The organism is Nocardia puris (genome assembly GCF_036051655.1).
Classification (GTDB): Bacteria; Actinomycetota; Actinomycetes; order Mycobacteriales; family Mycobacteriaceae; genus Nocardia; species Nocardia puris.
In genome coordinates, this window is sequence record NZ_CP107943.1 from 3,147,901 (window position 1) to 3,167,903 (window position 20,003).

Genomic DNA, 20,003 nt, shown 5'->3' on the forward strand with positions numbered 1-20,003 from the left:
ACGATCGCGCCGAGGATGATGAGCACGCCGCGGGCGACCTCACCGAGGTCGACGGCGGTCAGGGCAGCGGAGAGGGTGGACAGCATGGCAGGCTCCTAAATTCGGGCGAATCGGGCGAAACATACCGGCGTTTTCGATGCGACCAGCGGTTTCGCGAGACATGAGGGGTGTCGTAGCGCGCAGCGTGACCACCCGGAAGAAGGTCGGGCCGGGCTTGCGGCACGCGAACCTACCGGAAATCCCGGAGGGTTCGAGGTGCGTTGGGGCGCTTGCCGGACGGATCGGTGGGGTGCCGGTTTGACGCGCTACGGCAGAACGGGGAGGGACCCAGATTCAAGGTCAACTCTCGCCATGGCGATAGCCTAACATCTAGCCCTGCCCATGCAGGTCAGGCGGCTGGAGCGTGTCCGCGCGGCCTCCACTGCTAGGGAGATCACGTTCAAGTACTCCCAGATGTACACGCCGTACCATCCCGCCGAGCAGTCGTAGCCCTGCTGGGAGATTCGCCGGTTCGGCAGCCACCCCCGCTCGATCTGACGCACCCAATACACACACGCCGCCGATGACTCGGGCGGGGCGTTCAGCCAGTACGCGTAACGGTCATCCACCGGCGTGGGCTTCGGCTGCTCCAGGGCGACCCATGGGCGCCCGCCGGTGCCGGTCTTCACGCGCTCACCGCCTCATCATCGACCGCGTGCCGCTCCCGGATCGGCACGGCCAGGTGCGCGTCCAGCACGGCGCCGACGAGGAACACCCGCCACGGCATCAGGCTGGGCATGGGCTGCACGTGCCCGTGGTCGGCGAGGTAGCGCACGCGCCGCTGGGTCAAGTTCCGGTACTCCTCACCCAACTCGGAGGCCAACGCCGCGATGCCGCGCGCGTTGAGCTGGAGCGCACGGGCCTCCTGTCGTTTGGCCTCGTTCACGACGATGCGGGACGGTGGCGGGCACACGAACCATGCCAGCGCCTTGCGGTGCCCGGCCAGCTCCTCATACGCCCCCTCGGCTCCGGGTGTCATGGCGAGGGCGATGAGGTGGCGCCACAGCCAGCGCGCGAGGGTGGCGGTCGAGGGCGGCCCGGAGGGCACGGTCACGGCGCGGGCGCGGTCGGGATGGTGGGGGCCGACGAACTCCCCCGGCAGGACGCCCAGGGCGTGCCACTGCTGCCGGATGTCGGTCGGGTCGAACTGCATGCCTCGGTGCTCGAGGGTGAGTCGCACCCACCCGACCAGGCTGGCGTGCAGCGCGGCCCGTGCCTCGGCGGCGTCGACGTAGTACGGCCACGGGTGAACGGAGGGCTTCTTGGAGCGCCCGCCACGCACCTGGATGTCGATGCGGGCTTGTTTGGTGATGGTGGTCTCCAGGTCCTCGAGCAGGCGCGGGAGGGACGCCAGCAGGTCGCGCAGGAGTTTGCGATCATGGCGGTCGATGAACATGTGGGTGTCCACGTCACTCCTCCTCAGTTGTCGAACCAGAACACGAGGCGCGCGGGCGCGCCGTCGGCGAGCAGCTTCAGGCGCTCCAGCTCCGCGAAGTACCAGCCACCCAGGAACTCCCGGTAGGTGACGACCTTCCCGCCACCCGGCTCGGCGGTGTGGCCGTAGTCGTTGCCGAGTCTGACGCGACGGTCCTCAAAGGTGGCGTCGTAGTCGAAGGCCAGCAGGCCTTCCAGGAGGTGCCATGAGGCGGTGTGAGCGTCGAACCCCCACTCCTCGTAGTCCCGGCGAACCCGCCGGGTGACGTCGCCGGGAAGGCCACATGGCGGGGAGATCGGCGGAACGGCGGAATAGTTGCGAACGTCGGCGAGCCAGCCGAACAGGCCGTACTGGCGGACATCGAACGCGTCTGCCACGTACTCCCACCGCTGGCCGTTGTGGCGTTCCAGGTAGGCGTGAATGTCGCAGCCCATGGGTCAGTCCTCCTTGGGCAGTGCGAGTTTCGCCAGCGCCCGCAGGTGGGTGGCGGGCATGGGGTCGTCGATCGGGGCACCGGTCATGCGGGCGCCGATGGCCATGAGCAGGACGGCGTCGGCGGTGTCGTGGCCGGTGATGTCGATGTCCGGGTAGCGGCGGACGGCCGCGGCGAGAACGGTGTCTTTGCCCGCGGTGCCTCGGCCGGTGCCGTACATGGCGCGCGTGTTCGGCGGGACGACCAGGACCTGCCGTGTGGTTCCGGCGAGCAGGTCGTACATCAGCCACCACAAGCCCGCGCGATCCCACTGGGAGCCGGTGGTGCGGGAGTAGGCGGGTCCTTCCATCACGACGAGCGCACAGTCCGGGATGGGCGGGAGGATGCGGCGGGCGAGGTCGGTGAGCCGCTGGTAGCGGACCGGCCACGTGTCGTCGGCCTTCCCTCGGGTTTCGATGGTGCCGCACCACGGTGGCCGGCCGGGGTGGAGGACGGCGATGCCGGTGGAGGTGAGCGACAGGTCCAGGCCCACGATGGAGCGGGTCACCGGTCGGCCTCCCGCCAGTCGGTGACGTAGCGCTGCCGGACTGCTGCCCCGCGCGGGTAGTGGCGGTCGCGTTTCCGCTCCGCGTCCTCGCGGGTGTACACGTCGATGCTGTCCTTGAATTCTTCTCCGTCGTGATAGCCGATCACTCCCCACTCAATGTCGGTGGGCAGGAGACCAACGGCAGCGAGGACATCCACGTAGGGGGCGGCGTGACGGCGATACCGGGTCGCCCAGTCCTCCCACTCCTCGCTGTCATCGGGGAAGTCGGCGCCGAACATCAGGCGGCCGATCACCTCGACGGCTTGGGCGCGGATCTCGTCGGCGGGCTCAGGCATGGCGCTCCATCCTGTTCGGGCAGGTGATGCCGGTTTGCTGGACGTGTTCAGTGAGGACCCAGCGCGTCACCTCAGTGGCGGCGGGGAATCCACGGTCGCGTTCCCGATCGGGGAGCGCCCACCGACCGAACGGCTCAGGTGCGGCGGCAGCCTCAGGAGGCATGGGGCATCCCCTCCCAGGCTCGGTCATAGTCGTCGGCCATGTACCACAGCGGGCAGCCCGGCACTCTCGGGCCGACCTGGATGCCCTCGGTGACCACGACCCTGATGCCGTCCGGGGTGTGATTCCAGTAGCCGCCGAACGCGAGTGGCGCGGTGTCGCGGTGAATCTCGTCTGCGAAGTCGCGCAGGTGGCGGGCTATCCGCGCCCGCCACCGGTCAGGTATCCGCATGAGTACGGCGTACACGGCCTCAGGCATGGCTCTCCCCGTGGTGTTCGGCGGGCTCGTACACCTCGCACCGGCACTGTCCGCCGAGCAGTCCTCGGCCCTGGCAGGCTCCGATGCGGTGGAGGTGGGTGGTGCGCCGGTGCGTGCAGGTGCAGCGGACGGTGGGTTCGGGGATCTCAGGCACGGTCGTCCTCCTCGGCCTTTGCGTGGGTCGGGTCGGTGATGGTGGCGCCGGTCGATTCGACGGCCGCGCGGATGAGCGCGCCGAGGTTGGCCGGATCCTCCGGCGTGGGCTCGCCGTCGAGGTACAGGTTTGCGCTGCGGCCGTAGGCCAGGCCGATCCGGCGCTCAAGGTCGAGGCGGGCGGCGATCCGTTCCCGAATCCCGCGCAGTTCGCTCATCAGGTTCCTGCGATTGGGCGAGAGCATCTCGAGCACGGTGTCGATCGCGGCGAGTTGCTCGGCAGCAGTGGGGGTTTCAGACATGGCCGTCTCCCACCGGCTCGTAGGTGGCCCCGAAGATGTCCGGCTTGCAGGGGTAAAACTCGCCCTTGATTCCCCGAATCACCCAGTCGCCCCGGTCGACCCAGTGCAGCCCCTCAAGCGTGGAGATGATCATGCGTCCGTCACGTGGGTCGATGCTGACACCGCTGGCCGGGTAGGGCTTGCGCCCCTCGATCACTTCCAGGGGATCGAATGAGCCGAGGGTGTTCTTCTCCACCCAGTGGTAGATCCGCATGGCGTCTGGGGCCGAAATGTCGGCACGGAAGTGCATGGCTTCGATCTCGACGGGCTTCTTGCGGTAGCGGTCAGGCATTGCGGTCCTCTCGGTCGGCGCGCGCGATCGCCTCGGCGGCGCGCGCGCTGATGTGGCCGGTACTGGTGTCGGCCTGGGCGGGGCGGGGCCGGTGGATGGGGCAGGCGCGCATCACGTCGGCGTCGTCGGGGGTGAGCCAGCCACGGCGGCAGTCGTAGGGGCAGCGGTCTGGGATGTCGTCGCCGGTGCGGTCGAGGGTCATTGGTCCACCTCCGTCGCCGCGGGCTCCCACCCGGTGGTGTAGGTGACGATGACGCGTTCCTCGATGCGGGTCGGCACGGCGAACTGGCCGGCGACTCTGCGGGCGGCGCGCATGGTCGCACCGGGCACTGACACGCTCCACTCGCCGCGCGTGCCGGGGGCGACCACGACGCGGTATTCGCGGCGCTCCGTGCACTCATCGGGGTTCGTCTCCTCGGGTGTCCAGAGGAGGTAGGTGTTCGGTCCGCAATCGGCGCCGCACTCATCGCACCGCCACCGCCCGCCGGCACCGCTACGGCTGTCGTGCGGGCAGGCATCCTCGGTGGGGCACGACGGGCACCGCACGACGTGCTCGTCAGGGATCACGGTCCAACCGACCAGCGGCTGAATCGGCACGGTGCGCCCGTCCGGCGAGGCGGGTGCGTGTGCGACGACACCGCACTGACCGCACTGGAGGGTGGCGCCGCTGGGGCGGCTGGCCTCCTCGGTGGGGACGTACAGCAGGATGATCGGGCCGTTCCCGTGCGGCTTGTCCCATCTGGTCTTGGTGCCTCGCATCGACCAGTGGTCGCCTTCCCGCTGGTACGCGACGCCGTCCCGTATGACGACTGAGCCGGGCGGCAGCTCTGCCGGGTCGGTGATCTCGCGGGCGGGTGGACGCCAGCCCGCCAGCTCCTTGGCGAAGTGTCCCGCCAGCTCCGATCCGATGTCGGTCGGCCCGGGAAGGACGAGCCAGGCGCGATTCGGCCAGGACTCGATTGCGGCGTTCACCGCCTCGGCCAGGGTGTCGCGGTCACTCGTCATCGAGGGCCTCCTCGGAGTCGTCGGTGCGCACGGCGTAGCCGCACGCGGTGTCGGGATCGCGCTGGGGGTACAGACAGGTGTTCGCGGGGTCACTCATCGATCAGCACCAGGGCCAGGCCGCCGAACAGCCACACGAGAACAGCCGCGACCAACGCCGCGATCGTCGTGATGCTGGGGTCGCTGGTGAGCCACCAGGTGACCGCTCCGGAGACGACGCCGCAGAGCGAGCCGATCAGGAATCTGCTCATCACGGGCACTCACATTCGGCATAGACGGTGCCGTGAACCTGCACGCGATCGCAGATGGGGCACGTGGGGTAATCGGGCTTGTTGCCGAGGTGCTCCGCCGCACGGCGTGCCTGGTCTCGCTCGGCCTCCAGCTCGGCGATGCGGGCTTTCGCGGACTCGATGTCGGGCGGCAGCGGCGCGGGCGTGCACCCGCTGCACCCCTCCAGCTCGCCTGCCTGGTCGACGCCCGCGGGCATCGAGTCCAGAGCCCGCTGCTCCAGCTCCTCGACGCGGCGCGCCAGGGTGGTGGCGAGGTCGATCACGTCGATCAGGCCGCCATCCGGCTCGAGCGCGAAGTGCGCGAGGCGCGGCTCGAGGTCGGCGGCCGGTTCGATCCCGCCGCACGAGGCGAGCATCACCCGCCGGAGCCGCTCCAGCTCGGCGACGGTCAGCACAGGGGCGGCGGTCTTGCCGCCCCACTGCCCCGTGGAGCGACTTTCGGGGGCGGTCGCGGGTTCGGGTGAGGGCGAGGCGTTTTCGAGCGCTCCAGCAGCGCGCAGGCGCATCCACCGCTCCCGCGCATCGGCGGGGATGCCGTAGGCGCCCTCCAGGTGCGCGATCCACGCCTCAGCCAGCTCGAGCCGGACTGCGGGCGGCTCGTGCTCGGAGCACGGCTCGGACTCCACCGGCACACCGCACACCGCGCACACCCACCCGCCGGGCGGGGCCAGATCCGACCACACCCGGCCCTCGAATGCGGCGAGCCGCTCACGCGCCTCGCGCAGGGAGTCGCGGGCGGTGACCAGGTCGGCGGCGAGGCGGTGGGTCGTCGCGAGTGTGGGGCGTTCCTGGCCGTGGGCGATCTGGCGCAGGTGGTCGTCGGTGAGGTCAGGCACGGTCGCCGCCCTTGGGGAGGCCGATGACGCGGACGTTGTCAGCCAGGATCGGCAACCGCACGATGGACACGCCCCTGTAGTCGACCTCGATGTCGATGCGGGCGCGGGCGATGAGCCAGGGGGCGGGTGCATCGTCGATGCGGATCTCCCCGCGGTCGTGGTCGATGACGATCTCGTTGGCGAGACTGGGGCTTTTGGTGGGCTCAGGCACTGGGGGATCCTTCGGTGTCGGTGGTTTGGCGGGGACTGGTGGCCAGGCACTGGCCGCAGCCGGGGCGGCCGTAGACGGTGATCTCAGGCATGGGCGGGCTCCTGCGGGAGGTCGAACAGGGTCGGCTCGGTTGGCGGGGCGGGGTCGGCGAGTTGCGCGAGGACGAGGGCGTCCAGGCGGTCGAGGCGGCGGGTGTTCTGCGGCCAGGTCGCCCACCATGTGCGGGCCTGCGCGAGCACCTCGGGCGGCAGGGAGTCGCGCCAGGCGCGCAGGCGGCGGTAGGTGATCCGCACTTCGCGGATGAGGGCGCCGGGCTTGCAGAGCTTGGCGCTGCCGTCGGGCCATGTCTCGATGACGTGCCATTCGTGCCAGGTGCCGGCGAGGGCGGTGGTCAGGTACCTGAAGTTGAACCCGCCTCCGCCTCCGGAGTAGGTGGCCTGGCGCCAGCGTTCGATCGCGCCCTCGGGCGCGGCGAGCAGTTCGCCGAGGTCGTGGTGGCGGGCGCGAAGGAGAGCGCGTTCGTCGGCGGTCAGGATCACCGGCCGGTGCTCAGGCATGAGAGTCCTCGGGTTCGGTTGCGGGCTGGGCGGTTTCGGCGCGCAGGGCCTCGAACTGCTCGCGCAGCGTCGGGCGAGTTCGCGGCGGTTCGTGCGTGCAGAGCGTCGTGCCGCGGTAGCCGTCGTCGTCGCACAGCGAGCACGCCTCGACGGCGCGGCGCTCGATTTCGGATTTCGCCTTGCGCTCGGCGGCGCGTGTCGCGTCGGCGGCGCGCTTGCGGCTCGCGGTCCAGCGCTCGTGCAGCTCGCGGAGCGTCCGGCAGTCGTGGCACGGGTCGCTGGTGCCGCCGGGATGGCGAGGGCAGAACCGGGGCGGCTCGGTGGCGGCCAGGCGCCCGCGCAGCCATGCCTCGTACCGCTCGGCGGTGATGCCGCACTCGGCGCAGTCGGCGACGTGAGCGCCGGGGTGCTCGGAATGGAACTTCGGGGGTGGGGCGTCTGCCGGCGGAAGCGGTTCGGGCACGTGACGTACCCCAGTTACGTAACCACCTATGGAGCTGGTTAATGGAGCTGGAGCAGGAGCAGGTAGGAAACCCTGGGGTAAACCCACCCCCTGGGCTTCACCGAAAGCTACTGGGTGATCCAGGGGTAAACCCTGGGGGTGATCCAGGGGGTAATCCGGGCCCTGATCCACCCCGTAACCCACCTCGAAAGGCAGGGGGAAACCCTTGGGGTCGATGGCCTTGCGCGCCATCACTTCCCCGACCTTCTCCAGCGCCCAGCTACCCAGATTCGGCTCCCGCTCCCGCAGCCGATGCAACTCGTGCACGATCACCCCGCGCAGCACCGGCGACGCCGTGCCCGCGAACGCGATCGTCATCGACACCGCAGTCTTCGGGTTCTTCATCAGCCCGTCGTGCCGGATGTAGGAGCGCACCAGCACCTCCTCGGTGCTCTCGTCGATCACGACGTACAACCCTGACGCCAGCTCCTCCGCGGCGGCGCGCAACTGGCTCACCGTCCACGCTCCGGCGTTGGCCACCGTGCGGCCCGGACGCCAGTCCGCCACACCGCAATACGTCATCGTCGGCGAGGTGAGCAGCATGAAGTACAGGTGCTGAGCTGCCGGTGACAACGCCCGGAAGTCGTCGTCGTTCCAGATCGCCAGCCGGATCTGCGCGTATTCACGTGCCATCAGGGCACCTCCCGTGCGTATTGGTCCCCCGACTCAGGCGGGTGGCCTCGGCCACCGTGTCCAGCACCGTCGCCACGACCGCGGTGACGGTGCCGTCCTCGCCGAGCAGCACCAGCCCGTGCAGCCGGGACCGCACCGGCACCGAGGCCGGGTCGGTGCCGCGCGGCACCAGCCACCCATCCACCCGGGCGGCGTCACGACGGGATTCGATCCAGTCGTGACACGGGCGGCAGACGGCAATCACGTTGGACGCCAAGTTGATTCGCGGGTCACGCGTACCCCCGGCGCCGCGCGGGGTGCGGTGGTGCGGGTCGCCGCCGTTGCGCCCGAAGAACGGCAGTGCACAGCGTTCGCAGCGGCCGCCGCAGCGGGCGCGCACCAGATCCAGCACCGCGGCGGACGGACCGGTGTAGCGGCGGCGCGGAGCACGAGGGCGGGATTTCGGCCAGGAGGTCATGACCCGTGCACCCCCGCCCCGGACAGTGCGATCTCGGATCGGATCGTGGCGCCGTAGGTGCGGCCCACGTCGATGCGGGTCTGGAGTGTGCGGATGGTGCGCTGCAACCCCCGAACCCCCGCCTCGGCCACCTCGGCGGCGAGGCGCACCTCGTGGGTCTCCACGAGCGCCGTGTTCTTACGCGCCTCCACCGACCCCTCGGCCGCCAGGAACGCTTTCGCCTCAGCGAGTTTCGCGGCCTCACGCGCGTTCACCGCGGCCACGTCGGCCTCGTTCAGGGCCCGGGTGGCCTCGTCGAGCTGGCGCGCCAATTTCGCCAGGGCGAGCACCACCTCGTTCGCGTTCTGCGGCACACTCATGACCGGCCCGCCGTCGTCTTGTAGTGGGCGATCAGGCCGCGGATCGCGGCGGCGTCGGTGGACAGCCCGATGTTGCCGTGACCGTCGGCGGCGAACCGGTCAGCGGCCTCGGCCGGTTCGACATCGATCTCCTTGAGCAGCGCCAGCAGGTCCGTGCGCGCGACCGTCGCCGGGTCCACCGACTCCGCGGCTGAGCGTTCGTAGTGCTGCTCGTTCGGGTCGGGCTCGTCGGTGGGCAGGCACAGCGTCTGGATCATCGCTGTACGGAACGCCACCGAGTGCGCCTTGGCCGTGGCCTTGTCGCCGGAGTCGAACGCTTCCCCCGCGGCGACGGTGACCAGCGAGTCCCCGGCCGGCCCGTACCAGGTGAACTCGATCAGCAGCCGGGCATGGCTCATCTGGGTGCGGTTCTTGCCCGCCTCCACCGTCCCGTACTGCCAGTCCAGCACCCTGGGTGCGACGATCACGCCGTGGTCGCGCAGCGCCGGTCCGACCGCGTTGGTGACCGCGTCGACACCGCGGAAGGTGTAGTTCGCGCCCGGCGCGGTGTTGCGCTCCTTCTTCTCCACGGCGCGCACCGCGGCCATCACCGCGCTCAGCGCCTCGAAGATGGTGGGATGATCGGTCATCGGAGCAGCTCCTCTGCGAAGTACCGCGCCCGCGAGGTCAGGCGCATCCGGTTCATGTGCTCGCCGTAGCCGGGCCAGTAGTCCTCGGCCATGCAGGCGGCGTAGATGTCGATGGCGAGCCGGTTCAGTCCGTGTCCGATCGCGATGTCCTCGGGCTCCCACTCGTGCACGGACACGAGGTACGGGGGCTCCTTCTCCTGCGCGATGAACACCACGCCCACGTCCTCGCCGAGGACCTCGCGGGCCCCGGCCACGTTGAACGCGGCCTGCTGGTGGTAGCCGTGATCACTGGCTGCGGCTCGGAAAGAGCCCGGGTGGGCGGACCGGACCGTTTTGTAGTCGACGAACACGGTCCGGCCGCCGAGCACGGTGATCCAGTCGGGCCGGGTCCGCAGCCGCGTCCAGGTCGTGGGGTCGGTCCAGTACAGGGAGTGCTCGGCCAGCCCGTCGACGAGCAGCGCCGCCGCCCGAGGGTGTTCGTGCACGGCCTCGGCCATCGCGCGCGTCATCTCGTCCTCGTGCGGGAGCAACGGGATCTTGTCTTCGGCCAACGCCGCGTCTCGCTCCTTACGCGCGGTGCTGGACCGCCAGTCCGGGGCGTCTATGACGACGATCTCCGGCCCCTCACCGAGGACGCGGGCGTGCGCGGCGTGGCCGTCGTTGAAGTGCTTGACGTACTCCTGCGGCTTGCCGCGCTCGGCGGCGAACTTCGCCGGGCAGGACGGCGGCAAAAGCTTCTTCGCCCACGACGACGACAGCGAGGTGAGGTCACCGTGGTACACCTCGATCGGGATGTCCGGGTACAGCCCGGTAGCGGTCGGCGCCGTCATCCGGCCTCTGTCCCGCGCAGGAACAGGGCGATCTCCCCGGCCTGGAACGCGCCGCAGGTGACCGTGAACCCAGGACGCTCGCGGTCATGCACCGCGATCCGCACCCGGCCATCCGGATCGCGCTCGATCACCAGCGTCGACAGGCCATCGGACAGGACGAAGTCGGTCACGCGCTCACCGCCCTCGGGGCGGTGATGGCCTCGACCCGCGCGATCAGCGCGCCAATCGGTTCGTCCGGGTCGACGAACGCGGCCAGGCACATGAGCACCTGCGCCATGCGTTCGGGATCGCGTCGGCAGTGCGCGGCCACCCGCTGATACATCGCCAGCGGCGCCCGGTCACGCACCTCCTCCACCAGGGCCAGCGCCTCGGCGGCCGTCTCGTCATGATCGGTGTAGCGCGCCATCAGAACGTTCCCGTCTCGTCGGCGATCATGTAGTCGCGGGCGCGATCCGGGTCGAACGGCACCGCCTCGTCGTCGGCGTCGGCCTCGGGAATGCAGCGTCCGATCGCGGTCTCCCGCGGCGGGCGCTTCACCGTCATCTCCGCGACCTCACCCGAGCGGCCCGGCTGCTCGTAGGGCTCCCACCACCACTTCCTCGTGAGGCGCCTGCTCATGCCCCACCCCCGATGTAGCGGACGTACACCACGCCGTCGCGGTGCTCGGCCTCGAACTCACCGCCCGGGAACGCCCGGTACTGGCCGCGCCGCACGTTCGACGCGATCGCGCGCGCCGAGGTCGCGTAGATCGGGTTCGGCCAACTCGCCCACCGGCCCGGCTGCTCACGCAACTCGGTCGCAAACTCGGCCAGCCGTCGCCTGCCCGATGTGGGCGGCAGCTCGTCCACGAACTCCGCCGTCATGCGGCCTCCTCGTGCTCCAGCTCGGCGATCTCGATCTCCCCCGACCAGGCGCAGTGCTCGCAGCCCTCAGCGGCGCAGAACGGGCAGGCGGCGGCGACCAGGTCGTCGGGCCGGTGGTGGATGGAGATCCCGAACGCGATCGCGCCCAGGATGCCGACGTAGACGATCTGGAGGATGTGGCCCAGGGCGATCACGCGGTCCACCGCCTCAGGTGCCGATCGGCCTCGGTGCGCACGAACTCGGAGATCCCCGGCGCGTAGGTGGCCAGCAGGTCCAGGTCGGCACGCAGGTGGGAGTAGCTGTCGAACAGCTCGGTCAGGTCCGAGGCGACGGCGGACGCCGAGGCGGCCTGCTCGGTCGCGCCCATCCACTCCAACTGGCGGGCCAGGTCCAGCAGCCGCGCCTGCACGGTCTCCGGGTCCGGCGGGGTGATGGCGTCGGCGGGAGTGGTGGCGGCCCGCAGGCCCTCCGCCCACTCGCCGATCGCCCGATTCGTGTCGGTCACAGGTAGACTCCTTCTCTGTTCCCGCCGAGGTAGCAGCTCGGCGGGGATGGCTATTGGGTTTGGTGACGCCCGGCCAGCAGGGGTAGACACCGCTGGCCGGGCGGGATCAGGTCCCCTCGGGGACGGGTATGGGCAGGGTCGCGACCCCCGACAGCAGCGGCAGCAGATCCGTGACGGTCTCGATCTCCACCGCCGCCAGCGTCAGCGCGGTCTGGTGCGCCGGGTCCGCGTCGGCGGCCGCGAGCAGCACCGCCTTCAGCGCTCCGGACAGGATCTGTGCCAGATCGGCAGGGGTCAGGACGATCTCGGTCATCGCAGCGGCACCACCCGGGTGATGGCGTGGTCGAACGCGGCGAACGTCTTCCAGCAGACCAGGCACAGGAAACGCTTCTCGCATGCCCGCATGAACTCCAAGCACCTGGCGCACCAGAACCGCTCCCAGCACCCATGTATGACCACCCAGTAGTCCGCGCGAGGCGCATCGGCATGCACGCAGCGTCCGTACTCCGAACGCTCGCACACCGGCTCGTGGTCCAGGTGCTCGATGCCGGCCAGCTCCGGCAGGGCGGCCGTCACCGCACCCACCCCACAGCCGGCGCGAGCATCAGCAGCAGGACGAGCGCGGGCGGCACCAGGTCGGCCACGAACGGCCACCACCCCGCCGAGGCGTGATAAGCGCGGCGACGGGCGCGCAGGGAGGCGATCACGACCGCCTCGCCATCGGCACTCGCGCCGCGACCTCGGCGCGCACCTTGTCGAACAGCTTGCCGCGCAGCTCGTCCCGCTGCGCCCGGAGGTTCTTCACCTCGGTGCGCAACGCTTGGATCTTCCGGAGGTGCATCTCCCGCTCCTCGGCGGAGTACGGCACGGGCTCGGTCATCGCCGCCACCCCCACAGCAGGTAGGCCAGCAGCGGGGAGAGGATCGCGGCGCCGATCGTCCAGATCAGAGCGAACGCGAGGAACCCGGTCACTGGAACGGCTCCAGCTCGACACGCTGCAACGTCACCGCGACCGCGTGATCCGGGACCACCAGGAACCCCGGCCCCGAGTACAGCTCGTTGCTGATCATCCCCGTGTAATCGCTGCCGTCGAAGTCGATCTCGCACGCCAGATCCGCGCACAACTCGACGTATCCGGAGAACGATCCGGTCGGGGTGACGCGGTAGGTGCCCGGTGCGATGTCGCCCGGCACCAGCCAGGTGCCCTCCGACTTCAGCGGGTCGAGCTTCGCGGGGGCGACGGGCAGGGTGCTGGTCGGCGCGATCCACAGACCGGGCGCGTCGATCCCCGTCGTGGTCGAGGGGGTGGGCTTGCCCTCCACGGGCTCGCACGCGGTCGCGCCGAGCACCGCGAGCGCGGCGATGGCCAGGGCGGCGACGGTATTCTTGAGCTTGAACATCCTGATATCTCCTGTTGTTGGGGTGTTCATGGCCCGTCGAGATGCTGCTCGGCGGGCCGTCTTACGGGGGGTCATGGAGTAGGCGGTTGCAGCGCCGCCCGCGCGTTGGTCAGGGACTCGATCAGGGCGTCGGCCTGCTCGGCGTCGAGGAAAGCGCGCGCCAAGGTGCCGCCACTGGTGACCGCGACCGCGATACGTTCCCGCGCAGCCGGATCACCGAAAGCGCGGTCAACGCCCGCGACCGCGACGATCGCGTCGGAGGTCTCGATCTCGTCAGGGCAGGACCAGAACACGAAATCGCTCATGCGGCACCGACCGCCCGGCGTCGGGTGAGGTTGCGCCGGCTGGTGCGCGTCAGGCCGGCGGGGTCCGGGCGGGCGGCGATAGCGGGGGAGGCCATCGACTCGATCGCGGCGCGCAGATCGGCCTCGGTGAGCATCCACCGGCGCGAGATCTTGCGGCCCGCGAGACGACGCTCGCGGAGCTGGCGCATCAGCCACGACTCGGTGACGTGCAGGACCTCGGCCGCTTCGGCGAGGTCGTAGAGACGCAGGTCGGGCGGGGTCACGCGGCACGCTCCCGGTCAATGAGCCGCGCGACAGCCTCGGCGCCAGCGGGCGTGATCTTCAGGGTGTGCATGACCTCGCCCTTGAAGCGCGGGGCCTCGTGCACCTCGACGGGCCGGAAGTACTGCCGCTTGTGCGAGTACGCGGAGTAGCGGCGGCGGATCTCCATGCAGCCCTTGGTGTTCGACCACCGGGACTCGGTCTCGACGTAGATCCAGCCCTTCGAGAGGAGCAGGTCGCGCAGCCACTCCTCGCCGACCTCGTTCGCCGCCGCGACCGTGCGCAGCTTCAGCAGGTCGGCGTCGGCCACGTACAGCTCGACGTAGTGCACCTTCGGCGCGTCCTCGGCGACCTTCTCGGTGAGCTGCGCGATCTGGCGGTCCCGGTCGGTCAGCATCTTCTGTGCCTCGAGGACGGCGTGCGCCAGCAGCTCGGGCCCGGTCGGCATCGGCGCGGCGGATGCCTCGGCGTCGAGGAGCATGTCCCGGACGCGACGGGCGACCGCCGAGTCGCGCAGCAGCATCCCGACGCGGAGGACCGCGCGGCGGGGGAACAGGGCGAGCGAGGGAGTGCGCGGGTCGATCAGACTCAGGTCCTTCAGGGACCTGAGTTCGTCACCGGCGACGACGCGGTAGCCGTCTCCCTCGACCTCGTCGCGGTTGTCTTTCACGAGGGATTTGATCGCCTCGACTCCGACCTCATAGAACACGGCGACGGATTCGGTGGTGACGTTCAGGTCATCGGGGAGCATTCGCAGCGCCCCAACCTTGTCGAGCACGTCGACCCGCTCAGCCAGCGCGTCGCGCTGTGAGCGCGCGGCGGCGGCCGTCAGATCGGGTGCGGTATCGTCGGTCACCGACGATCTCCTTTCGTTCACGGCCCTCACCTGTTGCACCAGGTTGAGGGCCTTTCTCATGCGACCAACGCCTTGCGTTTGACGCTTGGGCGCTCAGTAGTTGACACCCTCTCCTCGAAAAGCACCTCGGTGGGAACCCCGAGCGCCTCCGCGATGCGGTCGGCGGTCAGCGGCTCGCAGCCACGTCGGCGTTCATGGAGAAGGTGATCTATGAAGCTCGGGTGGACATCGGCGTAGCGCGCGAGCTTGCGCCCGGACATCACCTTGTCCTTCTCGGGCCCGACCAGCGCCCGGAGAAGGGCTGCGCTGCGCAGTCTCATCCAGGTTCCCTTCGGCCGTCTGCGGTAGCGGGTTGCCATCGCGTTCTCCATCCTGCTTAGTAGGCGCCTATCTGTCAAGTAGTAAGCAGCAACATAGCGCCTACCGGTAGGCACCTGTCAAGTGGTTGCCGGACTGAATCCCTGGTAGTCAGCCGATATGCGACAGGATTGCTACTGTCAACTGGTAGGCGGCTTAGCGTCCGACGACGCCGCTATGCCGGTAGGAGCCCAACGAGGAGCGTCTATTGCGTGGGAATGACAGCAGCCAGCAGTCTTCCGGCATGCCCAATCTCGCAGACCTCATTCAGGCGCGCCGCGCAGAACGCGGATGGTCGTACCGCACGCTCTCGGCCCGCGCCGACCATGTCGTGTCCGCGCAGCGGTGGCAGCAACTGGGCACCGATGTCCGCATCAAGGAGTTTCCCGAACCGGCGACGATCCGGGCGATGGCCGATGCGCTTGAAGTCGATGTCACATCCGTCGTACTCGCGACCGCTGCGTCGATCGGGTTGCCGGTTACTCGGCGCCAGTCGGAACTTGCAGCCATGCTTCCAGGTAATGCCGATGATCTGACCGCGGAGCAGAGAGACGCCGTGTTGGCGGTCATACGGGCGATGGCACCGCCCGCACTTCACGACGCAGGAAAGGTTTCGTCGGCACTCCAGTCGCCAGCGGGCGGGAGGGGCGATACGCGGCGCCGCCGGAAGCGGAACGTCCCGCAACCTCGCCACCCCGTCAAGCACCCCGAGCCAACCGCCGACGACGGCAGCAAGCCCGTCTACGAACCGGCTGAGGAACTGGCGGCGTGGCGGATGTCTCTCGAGGAGATGGAGATCGTCAAGCGGTCGAGGCCGGGGGATGAGGACTACCCGGCCGGTCCGCCGAACGACGATGACGAGGGGCGGTGACGTGGGGAGGGACGACTGGCCGTCGATGAAGGCGACCAAGCTCAAGCAGATCCTGCGGAAGAAGCTCGGCTACCGCCCGGTACCCAAGAGCGGAGAAGGCAGCCATACTTGGCTTGAGGCCGAGGGACGACCCCGCATCCGCTGGGCGTTCCACAACAAGGTGACCGTCCCGCCCAAAGACGTGCGCGGCGTCCTGGTCAAGCAAGCCGGGCTGACGATCGAAGAAGCGAAGGAGGTGCTCGGAATTGACTGACCTGCACATCATCTACGGAGAAGCCGGGCCCGACTACGGATGGACGATCGAGTCCCCCCAGATCCCCGAGCTGATCGGCGGCCGCAAGACCATCGCCGAGCTGATCCAGGACACCCCGGACATCATCGAGTTCGCGAAAGATCCCGGCCAGACCTTCGACCAGCTGTACGTCCACGAGCAGCATCTCGTAACCGACCCAACCGGCGACGAATACCTGATCCGCTGGACCCACAGCGACCCCGACACGTACGACGCACGTGAGCGCACCGCTGCGCACCTCAATCACGCCGTTCTGGCCGGCCTCTACGGGCCGGGTGAGAAAGCGCGTCAGCCGCGCCTGGTGACCACCGAACGACTGCTGATCGCCGTCGAGCCGGACGACCTGATCGGCTGGATTCTCGACCAGCTCGACGAGGGCGGATGCGCAGTGCTGAGCCACAACGCAGGCGAGGGCGCCATCTGGTCGCTGCCGATCGGCAAGGATACCCAGCTCTTCGGGGATCGGTGGACGTTCGAGCGTCTGGGGGTCTCGCGAGATCAGACATTCGCCCAAGCGCTCGACTCGGTGATCAGCAAAGAGTCCGACGCGATCGATCGCGTCACCGGACTTCACATCGAGCAGATCGCCGACACCATCGATCCGGCGCTGCTGACCAAGGGGCGCTGACTCGACATCCATAGCGCCAGCTAACTTTTCGCGATTACCTGGCAACTCAATCGAACGCATGTTCTAATGCATTGATGCCTGGCACGTATCGCGCAGCACGCATTTGGCATCCCTGGCGGCATCTCGGCCAGCACTACCCCCATGTGGCCGTGATCCGCTGCGAACTCCCTGAGAACCTCCGCGCGACCTGGACCAAGCGCGCGATCTTCCTCCAGCACACGCTGAACCAGACCGAGCGCCGGTGCGTCCTCACCCACGAGATCATCCACCTCGAGCGTGGCCCGGTTCCGCGTCACCCCGCGTTCGCCGCCATGGAGGAGCGCATCGTCGCCAACCTCGCCGCACGGAGACTGATCTCATTGCGCGCGCTGACCGACGCGCTGCACTGGGTCGGGCTCGAAGACCGCGCCGCGCTCGCCGACGAACTCTGGGTCGACGAGCTGACTCTGCGCGTGCGCCTGCGGCACCTCACCCACCGCGAGCGCGCCGCGGTGAACCAGGCATTGATCCAGCGGCGGCCGTGGAACATGGACCTCTAGGCGGCCGCGCGCACCACGGTGCGCACCAGCGCCTTCGAGATCGCCGTCGACGCCCTGTGCCCGGAGCGGCGGTCCAGGTGCCCGTACACGTCCACCGTGGTCTTGATGCTCTCGTGACCGAGATGCGCTGACACGTCGGTGATCTCCGCACCGTTGTTCAACATCCACGACGCGCACGTGTGCCGCAGGTCGTGGGGGCGCGGCTTCTTGCCGAGCCGCTCAGCGACCGCCTCCATGGCGGGCTTCCACGCCAGGTTGTGGAACTGCTGGGGGATGATCCGCTTGTCCCGGCTGGTGCGGAACAGCAGCTGATCCTTGCCGCGCCCGTCGAGGTTCAGCGCGGCGATCGTCTCGGCAGGCACGTTGATCGTGCGCCATCCGCGCTGAGTCTTCGGGCCGCCGAGCTTGCGCTCGTTGGTGCCGGTGTACTTCCACGCCTTCGAGATCCGAGCGGTGTAGTACTTCTCGCCGTCATCGCCAGCGTGCTGGGCGATGTCGCCTACCCGGATCGCGGTGGCCTCCGAGTAGCGCATGCCCGTGGTCACGAGCCACAGCACCATCGGCCGCCAGCGCGCGGGGACGGCCGCGTAGACGATGTCGAACTCCTCCGGCTCCAGGAACACCGTCTCGCGCCGCCGTTTGGGCAGTTTGGTGTCCTCGCATGGGTTGAACGGGAGCAGCTTCCGCTTCACCCCGACCCGCAGGCAGCCGGACAGGAACCCGTGCTTGTTCGCGATGGTCTTCGGGCTGACGCCGTCGGCCTCCATCTCGTTCACCCACTGCTGCACCACCGAGTTCTCGTCGGCGTCCGCGACGCACAACGCCGCCAGGGGGAGGTCTCCCATCGCCGGGCCGATGTCGTTGACCATGTAGCGGCGGTACCGGTTCCGGGTAGCCTCCTCCACTCCGGTGATGCCGCGGATGTAGGTCTCGGCCCAGTCGTTGTTGAGGGTGACGACCTTCTCCTCGCGCGCCTCGTCCTCGGCGGCCAGCATCGCGCGTACGCGTTCGGGGCCGACCTCATCGAGCACCTTCTGCCACTTCAGCGCGGCGCCGTGGTCGTCGAACGACAGCGACGATTGGACCTTGCGGCCCTTGGCGGGATCGTGCTCCCGGAACAGGATCTGGGTGTAGGTAGACCCATCGCGGCGGGTGTTGATGCGGATACTCGACACTTCTCGACTCCTCCCGGAGCCCGTTCGACGCCGCTCGGAGACTGCCGTAGAACGCAGAAAACCGGGCAGGTGTTGATCGGTGCTGTTGATGACTTCTCGGTGAGAGTCGCCATCATAGCCCTGACCTGCCCGGCAAGAGTGGAGCTAAGGGGAATCGAACCCCTGACCTTCTCGATGCGAACGAGACGCGCTACCAACTGCGCTATAGCCCCGTGCGGCTCGGGCGAACCGCGCTGTGACACTGTAGCAGGACTGGTCACAGGATTCCGAATCGTACCTCTGAGCTGGGGTTATTCGCCTGCAGCTCGGCGCATGCCCGCGGTGCCGGTGCGGTCGCGCAGGGCGCGGGCGGTGGCGGGGTCGAAGGTGTCGAGGTGGTCGAACGCGGGGTCTTCGTCGTCGGCATCGAGGAGGACGGAGCGGCGGCGCAGGGCGCGGGCGGTGTCGCGGTCCATGGCACGCTGGGCGGCGCGGCGCAGTTCGGTGTCGTCGTCCTGAGCGTGCTCGGCGTCGCGGTTGCGGGCGAGGCGCGCGGAGCGCCTGCGGCGGATCTCCTCTTCCATGCGCACCTGCTTGCGCAGGTAGGCGAGGTAGGTGATGAGGCCGAGGGCGGACAGTCCGGAGGCCCACCAGATCAGCGGGTTGATCACCAGGGCGAGCGCGCCGCAGAGGATGGCGGCGAGCAGCAGGCCGAGGACGGCGCGCTGGCGGAAGGTGTAGCGGGCGGCGCGGGCGATGGCGTCGGCTTCGGGGTCGAAGCCGCCGCGGCCACGCCGGGTGGGCACGAAGTCGGTGTCGAATTCGGGGTCGTCCGCGTCGTATTCGAGGTCGGGGACGCGCGCGGGCGCGGCCGAACGGGCCGGTGGGATGCGCGCGGTAGCCGGTTCGCGAGGCGCGTCCTCCGAGTCAGCTGTGTCGCGCTCGTCCGCAGCGCCGCGCGCATCGGCGGTGTCGTCGGAATCGGCGCGCACAGTCCCCGAGACGTCCGCGTCGTCGTCGGAATCGGCCACCACGTCCGAGCCGTCGGACTCCGCACCCTCGGCGACCACGTCCTCCGAGGCGACGACAGTCTGCTCGGAGTCCGCACCCGCCGACTCTTCGGCGTCCGGCTCCCGCGTCGAATCCGATTCGGCGACTTCGGCGCCACGGCGCTCACCGCCCCGCCCGGTCTTCCCGCCCGCGGACGCCGCGCCGGTGTTCTCGTCGTTCTCGGTGACGTTCTCGTCGGCCGGTGTGCTCATCCGGTCCTCCGCATCATCGCTGTGGATTCGCCTTCTGTGGACTCGGGTGGGCCGGTAGTCCGGATCACTGTCGTGTCCGGCAGCCGGGCCCTTCTTCATGCGCCGCTTGGAGCCACCGCGGTGCAGCACCCGGGTGTTCAGCGCGGCATCGGTGGTCCGCCTGATCCTCGGGTGCCGGTCGGCGAGGATCGGGAACAGCACGAACACCCAGAGCACGACCAGCCCGATCCACAGAATCGAATTCGGCATCAGGTCATCACCTCCGGTCCCGCCTGTTCCTCGCCGTGCCCGTGCCCGGTGTGACGCACCGCGGTGTGCGTTCGGTCCCGCTCACGCGCTCGGACGCGGCCCACGGTCACCGGCGCCGCACTGGCTCCCTGCCGATACCGCAGGACGCAGCACCGACGTCC

Annotated in this window: 41 protein-coding genes and 1 tRNA gene; 4 read left to right on the forward strand and 38 right to left on the reverse strand. The window is 69.3% G+C overall.

Features of this window, described 5'->3' with window-relative positions; genetic code table 11:
* Positions 1-362 precede the first annotated feature (362 nt).
* The 35 genes from OHB21_RS14205 to OHB21_RS14375 form a co-directional block, all read right to left on the reverse strand.
* Positions 363-668 carry a hypothetical protein gene (locus OHB21_RS14205; protein ID WP_328439142.1) on the reverse strand — a complete coding sequence of 102 codons (306 nt, stop codon included), beginning with the start codon at positions 666-668 and terminating at the stop codon, positions 363-365.
* The gene (locus OHB21_RS14210; protein WP_328439144.1) at positions 665-1,447 is read right to left on the reverse strand and encodes a hypothetical protein; all 783 of its coding nucleotides are present in this window, start codon (positions 1,445-1,447) and stop codon (positions 665-667) included. Before OHB21_RS14210 ends, OHB21_RS14205 begins: the two co-directional genes overlap by 4 nt.
* 11 nt (positions 1,448-1,458) lie before the next feature.
* Positions 1,459-1,908, reverse strand: coding sequence for a hypothetical protein (locus OHB21_RS14215; protein WP_328439146.1), 450 nt, complete (start codon positions 1,906-1,908; stop codon positions 1,459-1,461).
* Between the two features lie 3 nt (positions 1,909-1,911).
* A complete protein-coding gene (locus tag OHB21_RS14220) occupies positions 1,912-2,454 on the reverse strand; it encodes a hypothetical protein (RefSeq protein ID WP_328439148.1) in 543 nt (180 codons plus the stop codon).
* Positions 2,451-2,789: a hypothetical protein gene (locus tag OHB21_RS14225; protein WP_328439150.1), complete on the reverse strand. Its 339-nt coding sequence runs from the start codon at positions 2,787-2,789 to the stop codon at positions 2,451-2,453. The genes OHB21_RS14220 and OHB21_RS14225 overlap by 4 nt, the downstream gene beginning before the upstream one ends.
* A gap of 152 nt (positions 2,790-2,941) precedes the next feature.
* Positions 2,942-3,208 carry a hypothetical protein gene (locus OHB21_RS14230; protein WP_328439152.1) on the reverse strand — a complete coding sequence of 89 codons (267 nt, stop codon included), beginning with the start codon at positions 3,206-3,208 and terminating at the stop codon, positions 2,942-2,944.
* A complete protein-coding gene (locus OHB21_RS14235; protein ID WP_328439154.1) occupies positions 3,201-3,362 on the reverse strand; it encodes a hypothetical protein in 162 nt (53 codons plus the stop codon). Before OHB21_RS14235 ends, OHB21_RS14230 begins: the two co-directional genes overlap by 8 nt.
* On the reverse strand, positions 3,355-3,663 hold the full coding sequence (locus OHB21_RS14240; protein ID WP_328439156.1) for a hypothetical protein: 309 nt from the start codon (positions 3,661-3,663) through the stop codon (positions 3,355-3,357). Before OHB21_RS14240 ends, OHB21_RS14235 begins: the two co-directional genes overlap by 8 nt.
* Entirely contained in the window at positions 3,656-3,994 is a 339-nt protein-coding gene (locus OHB21_RS14245; protein ID WP_328439158.1) for a hypothetical protein, read from the reverse strand. Before OHB21_RS14245 ends, OHB21_RS14240 begins: the two co-directional genes overlap by 8 nt.
* Entirely contained in the window at positions 3,987-4,196 is a 210-nt protein-coding gene (locus tag OHB21_RS14250) for a hypothetical protein (protein ID WP_067505053.1), read from the reverse strand. The genes OHB21_RS14245 and OHB21_RS14250 overlap by 8 nt, the downstream gene beginning before the upstream one ends.
* The gene (locus tag OHB21_RS14255) at positions 4,193-4,999 is read right to left on the reverse strand and encodes a hypothetical protein (protein ID WP_328439162.1); all 807 of its coding nucleotides are present in this window, start codon (positions 4,997-4,999) and stop codon (positions 4,193-4,195) included. Before OHB21_RS14255 ends, OHB21_RS14250 begins: the two co-directional genes overlap by 4 nt.
* Before the next feature lie 89 nt (positions 5,000-5,088).
* On the reverse strand, positions 5,089-5,247 hold the full coding sequence (locus tag OHB21_RS14260; protein ID WP_328439164.1) for a hypothetical protein: 159 nt from the start codon (positions 5,245-5,247) through the stop codon (positions 5,089-5,091).
* Entirely contained in the window at positions 5,247-6,122 is an 876-nt protein-coding gene (locus tag OHB21_RS14265) for a hypothetical protein (RefSeq protein ID WP_328439166.1), read from the reverse strand. The genes OHB21_RS14260 and OHB21_RS14265 overlap by 1 nt, the downstream gene beginning before the upstream one ends.
* Positions 6,115-6,333, reverse strand: coding sequence for a hypothetical protein (locus OHB21_RS14270; RefSeq protein WP_328439168.1), 219 nt, complete (start codon positions 6,331-6,333; stop codon positions 6,115-6,117). The genes OHB21_RS14265 and OHB21_RS14270 overlap by 8 nt, the downstream gene beginning before the upstream one ends.
* 83 nt (positions 6,334-6,416) lie before the next feature.
* Positions 6,417-6,890, reverse strand: coding sequence for a hypothetical protein (locus tag OHB21_RS14275; RefSeq protein ID WP_328439170.1), 474 nt, complete (start codon positions 6,888-6,890; stop codon positions 6,417-6,419).
* Positions 6,883-8,025 carry a hypothetical protein gene (locus tag OHB21_RS14280; RefSeq protein ID WP_328439172.1) on the reverse strand — a complete coding sequence of 381 codons (1,143 nt, stop codon included), beginning with the start codon at positions 8,023-8,025 and terminating at the stop codon, positions 6,883-6,885. Before OHB21_RS14280 ends, OHB21_RS14275 begins: the two co-directional genes overlap by 8 nt.
* Positions 8,015-8,482: an HNH endonuclease gene (locus OHB21_RS14285; RefSeq protein WP_328439174.1), complete on the reverse strand. Its 468-nt coding sequence runs from the start codon at positions 8,480-8,482 to the stop codon at positions 8,015-8,017. The genes OHB21_RS14280 and OHB21_RS14285 overlap by 11 nt, the downstream gene beginning before the upstream one ends.
* On the reverse strand, positions 8,479-8,841 hold the full coding sequence (locus OHB21_RS14290; protein ID WP_328439176.1) for a hypothetical protein: 363 nt from the start codon (positions 8,839-8,841) through the stop codon (positions 8,479-8,481). The genes OHB21_RS14285 and OHB21_RS14290 overlap by 4 nt, the downstream gene beginning before the upstream one ends.
* Positions 8,838-9,470: an ERF family protein gene (locus tag OHB21_RS14295; protein ID WP_328439178.1), complete on the reverse strand. Its 633-nt coding sequence runs from the start codon at positions 9,468-9,470 to the stop codon at positions 8,838-8,840. Before OHB21_RS14295 ends, OHB21_RS14290 begins: the two co-directional genes overlap by 4 nt.
* Positions 9,467-10,300: a PD-(D/E)XK nuclease-like domain-containing protein gene (locus OHB21_RS14300; protein ID WP_328439180.1), complete on the reverse strand. Its 834-nt coding sequence runs from the start codon at positions 10,298-10,300 to the stop codon at positions 9,467-9,469. Before OHB21_RS14300 ends, OHB21_RS14295 begins: the two co-directional genes overlap by 4 nt.
* Positions 10,297-10,470, reverse strand: coding sequence for a hypothetical protein (locus OHB21_RS14305; protein WP_328439182.1), 174 nt, complete (start codon positions 10,468-10,470; stop codon positions 10,297-10,299). The genes OHB21_RS14300 and OHB21_RS14305 overlap by 4 nt, the downstream gene beginning before the upstream one ends.
* Positions 10,467-10,706, reverse strand: a complete 240-nt coding sequence (locus OHB21_RS14310) for a hypothetical protein (protein WP_328439184.1) — start codon at positions 10,704-10,706, stop codon at positions 10,467-10,469. Before OHB21_RS14310 ends, OHB21_RS14305 begins: the two co-directional genes overlap by 4 nt.
* Positions 10,706-10,918, reverse strand: a complete 213-nt coding sequence (locus OHB21_RS14315; protein ID WP_328439186.1) for a hypothetical protein — start codon at positions 10,916-10,918, stop codon at positions 10,706-10,708. Before OHB21_RS14315 ends, OHB21_RS14310 begins: the two co-directional genes overlap by 1 nt.
* Positions 10,915-11,163 (reverse strand): hypothetical protein, encoded by a 249-nt coding sequence (locus tag OHB21_RS14320; protein WP_328439188.1) that lies wholly within the window; start codon positions 11,161-11,163, stop codon positions 10,915-10,917. The genes OHB21_RS14315 and OHB21_RS14320 overlap by 4 nt, the downstream gene beginning before the upstream one ends.
* Positions 11,160-11,357, reverse strand: coding sequence for a hypothetical protein (locus OHB21_RS14325; RefSeq protein WP_328439190.1), 198 nt, complete (start codon positions 11,355-11,357; stop codon positions 11,160-11,162). The genes OHB21_RS14320 and OHB21_RS14325 overlap by 4 nt, the downstream gene beginning before the upstream one ends.
* Entirely contained in the window at positions 11,354-11,668 is a 315-nt protein-coding gene (locus tag OHB21_RS14330) for a hypothetical protein (protein ID WP_328439192.1), read from the reverse strand. Before OHB21_RS14330 ends, OHB21_RS14325 begins: the two co-directional genes overlap by 4 nt.
* A 106-nt stretch (positions 11,669-11,774) precedes the next feature.
* Positions 11,775-11,981: a hypothetical protein gene (locus OHB21_RS14335; RefSeq protein ID WP_067508037.1), complete on the reverse strand. Its 207-nt coding sequence runs from the start codon at positions 11,979-11,981 to the stop codon at positions 11,775-11,777.
* Positions 11,978-12,244, reverse strand: a complete 267-nt coding sequence (locus OHB21_RS14340; RefSeq protein ID WP_328439195.1) for a hypothetical protein — start codon at positions 12,242-12,244, stop codon at positions 11,978-11,980. The genes OHB21_RS14335 and OHB21_RS14340 overlap by 4 nt, the downstream gene beginning before the upstream one ends.
* Positions 12,241-12,375 (reverse strand): hypothetical protein, encoded by a 135-nt coding sequence (locus tag OHB21_RS14345; RefSeq protein WP_328439197.1) that lies wholly within the window; start codon positions 12,373-12,375, stop codon positions 12,241-12,243. The genes OHB21_RS14340 and OHB21_RS14345 overlap by 4 nt, the downstream gene beginning before the upstream one ends.
* Positions 12,372-12,548: a hypothetical protein gene (locus OHB21_RS14350; protein ID WP_195142230.1), complete on the reverse strand. Its 177-nt coding sequence runs from the start codon at positions 12,546-12,548 to the stop codon at positions 12,372-12,374. The genes OHB21_RS14345 and OHB21_RS14350 overlap by 4 nt, the downstream gene beginning before the upstream one ends.
* Before the next feature lie 88 nt (positions 12,549-12,636).
* On the reverse strand, positions 12,637-13,068 hold the full coding sequence (locus OHB21_RS14355; protein ID WP_328439200.1) for a hypothetical protein: 432 nt from the start codon (positions 13,066-13,068) through the stop codon (positions 12,637-12,639).
* A gap of 71 nt (positions 13,069-13,139) precedes the next feature.
* Complete coding sequence (locus tag OHB21_RS14360) at positions 13,140-13,373, reverse strand: hypothetical protein (RefSeq protein ID WP_328439202.1); 234 nt, start codon at positions 13,371-13,373, stop codon at positions 13,140-13,142.
* A complete protein-coding gene (locus tag OHB21_RS14365; RefSeq protein ID WP_328439204.1) occupies positions 13,370-13,636 on the reverse strand; it encodes a helix-turn-helix domain-containing protein in 267 nt (88 codons plus the stop codon). The genes OHB21_RS14360 and OHB21_RS14365 overlap by 4 nt, the downstream gene beginning before the upstream one ends.
* Positions 13,633-14,490 (reverse strand): phage antirepressor KilAC domain-containing protein, encoded by an 858-nt coding sequence (locus OHB21_RS14370; protein ID WP_328439206.1) that lies wholly within the window; start codon positions 14,488-14,490, stop codon positions 13,633-13,635. Before OHB21_RS14370 ends, OHB21_RS14365 begins: the two co-directional genes overlap by 4 nt.
* Before the next feature lie 56 nt (positions 14,491-14,546).
* Positions 14,547-14,810 carry an XRE family transcriptional regulator gene (locus OHB21_RS14375; RefSeq protein WP_328439207.1) on the reverse strand — a complete coding sequence of 88 codons (264 nt, stop codon included), beginning with the start codon at positions 14,808-14,810 and terminating at the stop codon, positions 14,547-14,549.
* A 281-nt stretch (positions 14,811-15,091) separates the two neighbouring features.
* Here OHB21_RS14375 and OHB21_RS14380 point away from each other — a divergent pair, with 281 nt between their 5' ends.
* From OHB21_RS14380 to OHB21_RS14395, 4 genes are all read left to right on the forward strand, one after another.
* Positions 15,092-15,718, forward strand: a complete 627-nt coding sequence (locus OHB21_RS14380) for a hypothetical protein (protein WP_328439209.1) — start codon at positions 15,092-15,094, stop codon at positions 15,716-15,718.
* A 1-nt stretch (position 15,719) separates the two neighbouring features.
* The gene (locus OHB21_RS14385; protein ID WP_328439211.1) at positions 15,720-15,971 is read left to right on the forward strand and encodes a type II toxin-antitoxin system HicA family toxin; all 252 of its coding nucleotides are present in this window, start codon (positions 15,720-15,722) and stop codon (positions 15,969-15,971) included.
* Positions 15,964-16,638: a hypothetical protein gene (locus OHB21_RS14390; RefSeq protein WP_328439213.1), complete on the forward strand. Its 675-nt coding sequence runs from the start codon at positions 15,964-15,966 to the stop codon at positions 16,636-16,638. Before OHB21_RS14385 ends, OHB21_RS14390 begins: the two co-directional genes overlap by 8 nt.
* A gap of 74 nt (positions 16,639-16,712) precedes the next feature.
* Positions 16,713-17,177: a hypothetical protein gene (locus OHB21_RS14395; RefSeq protein ID WP_328439215.1), complete on the forward strand. Its 465-nt coding sequence runs from the start codon at positions 16,713-16,715 to the stop codon at positions 17,175-17,177.
* Here the strand turns inward: OHB21_RS14395 and OHB21_RS14400 are convergent.
* The 3 genes from OHB21_RS14400 to sepX form a co-directional block, all read right to left on the reverse strand.
* Positions 17,174-18,352, reverse strand: a complete 1,179-nt coding sequence (locus OHB21_RS14400; RefSeq protein WP_328439217.1) for a tyrosine-type recombinase/integrase — start codon at positions 18,350-18,352, stop codon at positions 17,174-17,176. The genes OHB21_RS14395 and OHB21_RS14400 overlap by 4 nt on opposite strands.
* 139 nt (positions 18,353-18,491) lie before the next feature.
* Positions 18,492-18,564: transfer RNA gene (locus OHB21_RS14405), tRNA-Ala, on the reverse strand.
* Between the two features lie 78 nt (positions 18,565-18,642).
* Positions 18,643-19,842 carry a divisome protein SepX/GlpR gene (gene sepX, locus OHB21_RS14410; RefSeq protein ID WP_195142425.1) on the reverse strand — a complete coding sequence of 400 codons (1,200 nt, stop codon included), beginning with the start codon at positions 19,840-19,842 and terminating at the stop codon, positions 18,643-18,645.
* Positions 19,843-20,003 lie beyond the last annotated feature (161 nt).

Excerpts from the sequence above, each read along its gene's own strand:
- OHB21_RS14215 (WP_328439146.1), bottom strand. The coding sequence starts at position 1,908 with ATGGGCTGCGACATTCACGCCTACCTGGAACGCCACAACGGCCAGCGG.
- OHB21_RS14225 (WP_328439150.1), bottom strand. The coding sequence starts at position 2,789 with ATGCCTGAGCCCGCCGACGAGATCCGCGCCCAAGCCGTCGAGGTGATC.
- OHB21_RS14230 (WP_328439152.1), bottom strand. The coding sequence starts at position 3,208 with ATGCCTGAGGCCGTGTACGCCGTACTCATGCGGATACCTGACCGGTGG.
- OHB21_RS14240 (WP_328439156.1), bottom strand. The coding sequence starts at position 3,663 with ATGTCTGAAACCCCCACTGCTGCCGAGCAACTCGCCGCGATCGACACC.
- OHB21_RS14245 (WP_328439158.1), bottom strand. The coding sequence starts at position 3,994 with ATGCCTGACCGCTACCGCAAGAAGCCCGTCGAGATCGAAGCCATGCAC.
- OHB21_RS14250 (WP_067505053.1), bottom strand. The coding sequence starts at position 4,196 with ATGACCCTCGACCGCACCGGCGACGACATCCCAGACCGCTGCCCCTAC.
- OHB21_RS14255 (WP_328439162.1), bottom strand. The coding sequence starts at position 4,999 with ATGACGAGTGACCGCGACACCCTGGCCGAGGCGGTGAACGCCGCAATC.
- OHB21_RS14260 (WP_328439164.1), bottom strand. The coding sequence starts at position 5,247 with ATGAGCAGATTCCTGATCGGCTCGCTCTGCGGCGTCGTCTCCGGAGCG.
- OHB21_RS14275 (WP_328439170.1), bottom strand. The coding sequence starts at position 6,890 with ATGCCTGAGCACCGGCCGGTGATCCTGACCGCCGACGAACGCGCTCTC.
- OHB21_RS14280 (WP_328439172.1), bottom strand. The coding sequence starts at position 8,025 with ATGGCACGTGAATACGCGCAGATCCGGCTGGCGATCTGGAACGACGAC.
- OHB21_RS14285 (WP_328439174.1), bottom strand. The coding sequence starts at position 8,482 with ATGACCTCCTGGCCGAAATCCCGCCCTCGTGCTCCGCGCCGCCGCTAC.
- OHB21_RS14290 (WP_328439176.1), bottom strand. The coding sequence starts at position 8,841 with ATGAGTGTGCCGCAGAACGCGAACGAGGTGGTGCTCGCCCTGGCGAAA.
- OHB21_RS14295 (WP_328439178.1), bottom strand. The coding sequence starts at position 9,470 with ATGACCGATCATCCCACCATCTTCGAGGCGCTGAGCGCGGTGATGGCC.
- OHB21_RS14300 (WP_328439180.1), bottom strand. The coding sequence starts at position 10,300 with ATGACGGCGCCGACCGCTACCGGGCTGTACCCGGACATCCCGATCGAG.
- OHB21_RS14310 (WP_328439184.1), bottom strand. The coding sequence starts at position 10,706 with ATGGCGCGCTACACCGATCATGACGAGACGGCCGCCGAGGCGCTGGCC.
- OHB21_RS14315 (WP_328439186.1), bottom strand. The coding sequence starts at position 10,918 with ATGAGCAGGCGCCTCACGAGGAAGTGGTGGTGGGAGCCCTACGAGCAG.
- OHB21_RS14320 (WP_328439188.1), bottom strand. The coding sequence starts at position 11,163 with ATGACGGCGGAGTTCGTGGACGAGCTGCCGCCCACATCGGGCAGGCGA.
- OHB21_RS14335 (WP_067508037.1), bottom strand. The coding sequence starts at position 11,981 with ATGACCGAGATCGTCCTGACCCCTGCCGATCTGGCACAGATCCTGTCC.
- OHB21_RS14350 (WP_195142230.1), bottom strand. The coding sequence starts at position 12,548 with ATGACCGAGCCCGTGCCGTACTCCGCCGAGGAGCGGGAGATGCACCTC.
- OHB21_RS14355 (WP_328439200.1), bottom strand. The coding sequence starts at position 13,068 with ATGTTCAAGCTCAAGAATACCGTCGCCGCCCTGGCCATCGCCGCGCTC.
- OHB21_RS14360 (WP_328439202.1), bottom strand. The coding sequence starts at position 13,373 with ATGAGCGATTTCGTGTTCTGGTCCTGCCCTGACGAGATCGAGACCTCC.
- OHB21_RS14375 (WP_328439207.1), bottom strand. The coding sequence starts at position 14,810 with ATGAGACTGCGCAGCGCAGCCCTTCTCCGGGCGCTGGTCGGGCCCGAG.
- OHB21_RS14380 (WP_328439209.1), top strand. The coding sequence starts at position 15,092 with ATGCCCAATCTCGCAGACCTCATTCAGGCGCGCCGCGCAGAACGCGGA.
- OHB21_RS14395 (WP_328439215.1), top strand. The coding sequence starts at position 16,713 with ATGCCTGGCACGTATCGCGCAGCACGCATTTGGCATCCCTGGCGGCAT.
- sepX (WP_195142425.1), bottom strand. The coding sequence starts at position 19,842 with ATGCCGAATTCGATTCTGTGGATCGGGCTGGTCGTGCTCTGGGTGTTC.